The organism is Candidatus Proelusimicrobium excrementi (genome assembly GCF_937881865.1).
Classification (GTDB): domain Bacteria; phylum Elusimicrobiota; class Elusimicrobia; order Elusimicrobiales; family Elusimicrobiaceae; genus Proelusimicrobium; species Proelusimicrobium excrementi.
This window is the reverse complement of sequence record NZ_CALGEO010000090.1, coordinates 1-4,326: the sequence shown is the minus strand read 5'-3', so window position 1 is coordinate 4,326 and position 4,326 is coordinate 1. Positions and strand designations below refer to the sequence as shown.

The 4,326-nt window shown below is 44.8% G+C and carries 5 protein-coding genes; all 5 read left to right on the top strand.

What is annotated here, in order from left to right:
• Positions 1–64: 64 nt before the first annotated feature.
• Entirely contained in the window at positions 65–607 is a 543-nt protein-coding gene (locus tag ACQY26_RS04110) for a hypothetical protein (protein WP_428047845.1), read from the top strand.
• Between the two features lie 42 nt (positions 608–649).
• Positions 650–1,759: a butyrate kinase gene (gene buk, locus ACQY26_RS04105; RefSeq protein WP_428047844.1), complete on the top strand. Its 1,110-nt coding sequence runs from the start codon at positions 650–652 to the stop codon at positions 1,757–1,759.
• Between the two features lie 10 nt (positions 1,760–1,769).
• A complete protein-coding gene (locus ACQY26_RS04100; RefSeq protein ID WP_428047843.1) occupies positions 1,770–2,687 on the top strand; it encodes a phosphate acyltransferase in 918 nt (305 codons plus the stop codon).
• Positions 2,688–2,731: 44 nt separating this feature from the next.
• Positions 2,732–3,985, top strand: coding sequence for a peptidoglycan DD-metalloendopeptidase family protein (locus ACQY26_RS04095; RefSeq protein ID WP_428047842.1), 1,254 nt, complete (start codon positions 2,732–2,734; stop codon positions 3,983–3,985).
• A gap of 29 nt (positions 3,986–4,014) precedes the next feature.
• On the top strand, positions 4,015–4,326 hold a 312-nt coding region (locus ACQY26_RS04090; RefSeq protein ID WP_428047841.1), incomplete at its 3' end, for a hypothetical protein.

Sequence of the window (4,326 nt, the reverse complement as noted above, 5' to 3'; positions counted from 1 at the left end):
AGAGGATTTATTTTTTATAAACTCGATAGTAAATAAAATAATTTCAAAATTGGAGGAGTAGCTTATGAAATATTTTTTATCGTTTGCTCTTTTATGTATGTCTTTATTTGCTTTTTGCCAAGAGGGGGAAAATATCGCTCCGATTCAAAATGAATCCGGCGGAGAGCAGGCTTTAACAGAGTCTGCCCAAGTTTTGCCGGAAGAGCCTTCACTTGAGGAATTTTTAAAGCGTCAGGAAGAACTTTGGCTTCAGGAAAAGGCCGATTTAAAATCCGCGGAAGATTCTTCCCAAAGCGTAAGCCTGTCGCCGCCGTCGGTGCTGACTGAGGAAGTTCAACCCGCGGAGGAAGAGCAAAAATCTGTCAAGCCTGCCCCGGAATCTAAAAAAAACAATCAAACCGCCGCTCCGCGCAAAAAACGGGAAAGCGCTTCGGCCTCGATTCAGCCCGCTTCTGTTCCCGAAGCGGAAGTAATAAACTCGCCGGAGCAAAAACCATTGGAAGAATCCCCCACGGAAGGGAAAAACGACTGGCGCGCTCTTCTTAAAGGATGTGTTTTTGCCGTGCTTCTTGGCGCGGGCGTTTGGCTTCTGTCAAAGTACCAATAATATGTTAAAATAGTATTAATAACGTCGCAGACAGGAGCTTTTATGCCGAAAAATATTTTAGTAATCAATCCGGGTTCCACTTCCGACGATATCGGCTTCTACAGAGGTTTAAGGCCGTTTTTTGAAGTGAAACTTGAGTATTCGCCTAAAGATCTTGCCCCCTACGCGAACAGGAACGTGGCCGAAATGGCCCCGATGAAGAAAAATCTTATTTTATCCTATCTTAAAAAAAATCATATAGATTTGAAGGAAATAGATGTCGTTATAGGCAGAGGCGGCCTTACAAAACATACCGAAGGCGGCACTTTTTACGTTAATGACGCCATGCTGGCCGATTTAAAAAAAGGATATTTGGGCGTACATCCCTGCAATTTGGGCGGTATACTGGCCAAGGCTATCGCGGACGAAGCCGGCTGCCCCGCTTTGATAAGCGACCCGGAAGTCGTCAATGAAATGTGGCCCGAGGCCCAATATACCGGCATGCCGGAACTGCCCAGAATACCGATTTTCCACGCTTTAAGCCAAAGGCGCGTCGCCATACATACGGCAAAGCAGCTCGGCAAGAGATACGAGGACTGCCGTTTTGTCATAATGCACGCGGGCGGCGGTGTTACGTTTGGGCTTCATATAGGCGGCAGGGTGGTTGACGTAAACAACGGCCTTGACGGCGAAGGCCCGATGACGCCCCAGCGCACCGGCACTTTGCCGACGGGCAATTTTATGCGTCTTTGTTACAGCGGCAAATATACTCTGCCGGAAATGGCCCTTAAAGTAAAAGGGCACGGCGGCGTATGCGCCTATTGCGGCACGCATGACATTAAAGCGATAATGCGTTTTATAGAAACGGGCGAAAAGGAGGAAAACTCCCCCATAACCTGTACAAGGGAAAAGGCCAAAGAAGTAATAGACGCGATGATATACCAAATGTCCAAATACGCCGCTTACACTGCGGCCCCCGCGGAAGGCAAGCTTGACGCAGTCGTTCTTACCGGCGCGGTTATGTACAGCGAGTATATCAGGGAAACGCTTAAAAAGAAAGTATCTTGGCTTGCGCCCGTGTTCGTATATCCGGGCAGCGACGAAAAAGCCTCTTTGAAAGAAGCCGCCTTGCGCGCGCTTGAAAACCCTTCGTTAATTAAAGAGTATAAATAAGGAGATTAGAATGAAATTTAACAGCTTCTCAGAGCTTATTGATATGGTAAAAGGCCAATCCAACCGCGTAGTTGTGCCCGGCGCAAATAACGCCGAAGCCCTTACCGCGATTAAAATGGCCGATGACAAAGGTTTGATATCCGGCGGTATTTTGATAGGGCCGGTGGAGCTCGTCAAAAAAATGATGGCCGAAGTAGGGCTGGCCGAAGACAAATTCGAATTTATTGAATGCACCGACGTCCCGACCATGTGCAATTTGGCGGTGGAGCAAATCGCCAAAGGCAAAGGCGATTTCTTGGTAAAGGGCCTTGTCGATACAAAGTATTACATGAAAGCCATTTTAAATAAAGAAATGGGCCTTGTTCCCCAAGGCGCGCTTTTGACGCATTTCGTTTTATTCAAAACCGATAATTTCCATAAAATGTTCGCCGTTACGGATTCCGCTGTTTTAATCAGCCCCACCTTGGAACAGAAAGCAAAAACCATTAACAACGCCGTAAACGTTTTAAGAAAACTCGGCGTTGAAAGGCCGAAAGTCGCGGTAGTCTGCCCCGTGGAAAAAGTGAACGAAAAGATTCCCTCAACGGTTGACGCCCAGGCTTTGGTTCAAATGAACAAAGACGGCTTAATCCCCAACTGCGTGGTTGAAGGCCCTTATGATATGTATATAACCTTCTCCAAAGAGCGCGCGGCCGAAAAGGGCATCGCCAATGCGGAAGTTCCCGGCGACGCCGATCTTATCATCCTTCCCGATTTGGATGCGGCCAACCCGCTTTACAAAGCTTTGGCTTTCTTCGCCAAGGGCGTTGAAGCCGCCACGATTTTGGCCGGCCCGAACATCCCGGTAATCCTGCCTTCCAGGGCGGATCATCCGTCGGTAAAGCTTAACGCTATTGCGCTTTGCTCTTATCTTAAAGATCAGAAATAAAGTTTAAAGGGGGGCTTAACCGCCCCCTTTTATCAATAGGTAAAATGCCCGGTTTTTTTAAGAATATTATTGAATATATACAGTGCCACCCGCTTTTGCGGGACGTACTGCTTTATCTGCCGGTTTTTTTGATTGTCTGTATGTTGGTTTTGCACGGCGTCAACAAACATAAGGAGGCCGTCGAAGCAGCCAGCCGTCAGCAGGAACTTATTTTTAAAAAATTTGAGGGCAATTTAAAAAAGCATATTTCCGTTCCTTTGCAGGAAGCCGGCCTTTCCAAAGAAAAGAGCCTGCAAATAGTAAATAAATTGGATACGGTCCTTAAAATGAATCGCCTTGCTCCGCGCGACAGATACCTGCTTACTTTGGACGAAGAGGGCAATTTCAAAATGCTTGTGGTTACTAAAGATTTTTCCCGTTACTATGTGGCGCAAAGCGGGGAGGGGCTTGTAGCCGGTATTATGGATATCTCGGTGGAAACGCGTCAGCGTTTTGCAAAAGGCGATATCGATTACACTTTGTTTAACTCAATGCAGGCCGAGGGGCTTAAGCCTTCTTTCATATTGGATTTTACGGATATATTTTCCTGGGCGGTGGATTTTAATACGGAAACCAGAACGGGCGATAAATTTGCGATACTTTGGGAAGAAGATTACACCAAAGCCGGCGATACTTTAAACGAAAGAATTTTAGCCGCCTATTATGACGGAGGCGTTTCCGGCAAAAACTACGCAATACGTTTTGAGGACGAATTCTACGACGAAAACGGCAAATTTACCAAAAAGATGTTCTTAAAATCGCCGATAAGCGTCAGGGGCGTAAGGATATCTTCGCGTTTTTCCAAAGGGAGAATGCACCCCATTTTAAGGATAAGACGCCCGCATTTGGGCATTGATTACGCCGCGCCCTCCGGCACCCCGGTAGAGGCCGTTGCCGACGGAGTTGTGCGCTCCAAAGGGTGGAAAGGCGGATTTGGCAATTATATGGAAGTGTATCATCCCAACAATTATGTAACTTGTTACGGTCATTTAAAAGGTTACGCCAAAGGGATTGCCAACGGCGTTAAAGTCAAGCAGGGCCAGACTATAGCCTATGTCGGCTCGACGGGTCTTTCGACCGGGCCGCATTTGGATTTCAGAATAAGGCAGAACGGAAAATATTTTGATTTTCTTACTACCAAAAACAGAAGTTCGGCCTCGCGGGAAATTCCCTCTTCAAAAAAGGCGGAATTTAATAAAATAAAAGATAAGTATTTGGCCCTTCTTGAAAACGGCCAAATTGAAAGCGGCAAAAACTGATTTAAAAATTATTTGGTAAGGATAAAATTATGAAAAAAGTAAAACAATTTGATATCGCAGATGAAATATTTGATGAACATGAAGAAGATAAATATTTAATAAGAAAATATGTAAATAGTAATTTTAGAATAGAAGTTAATTCAGTAGATGAATTGATGCAATATGATTCTTTAGTAAAAAGTTATGTAGATAATGTTATTGCTAGTGGAGATATAAATAGAGTTAAAGATACTATTTCATTACTTCTTTTCAATGCTAGTGATGGTGATATGTATGACTTTAATCAAACTTTTGGTGGTACTAAAAAAATTGATATTTTAGTTAAAAAATTAGGTGATAGT

Bases quoted from the DNA above. Each gene is read 5' to 3' on its own strand.
- ACQY26_RS04100 (WP_428047843.1), top strand. From the start codon at position 1,770: ATGAAATTTAACAGCTTCTCAGAGCTTATTGATATGGTAAAAGGCCAA.
- ACQY26_RS04095 (WP_428047842.1), top strand. From the start codon at position 2,732: ATGCCCGGTTTTTTTAAGAATATTATTGAATATATACAGTGCCACCCG.
- buk (WP_428047844.1), top strand. From the start codon at position 650: ATGCCGAAAAATATTTTAGTAATCAATCCGGGTTCCACTTCCGACGAT.
- ACQY26_RS04110 (WP_428047845.1), top strand. From the start codon at position 65: ATGAAATATTTTTTATCGTTTGCTCTTTTATGTATGTCTTTATTTGCT.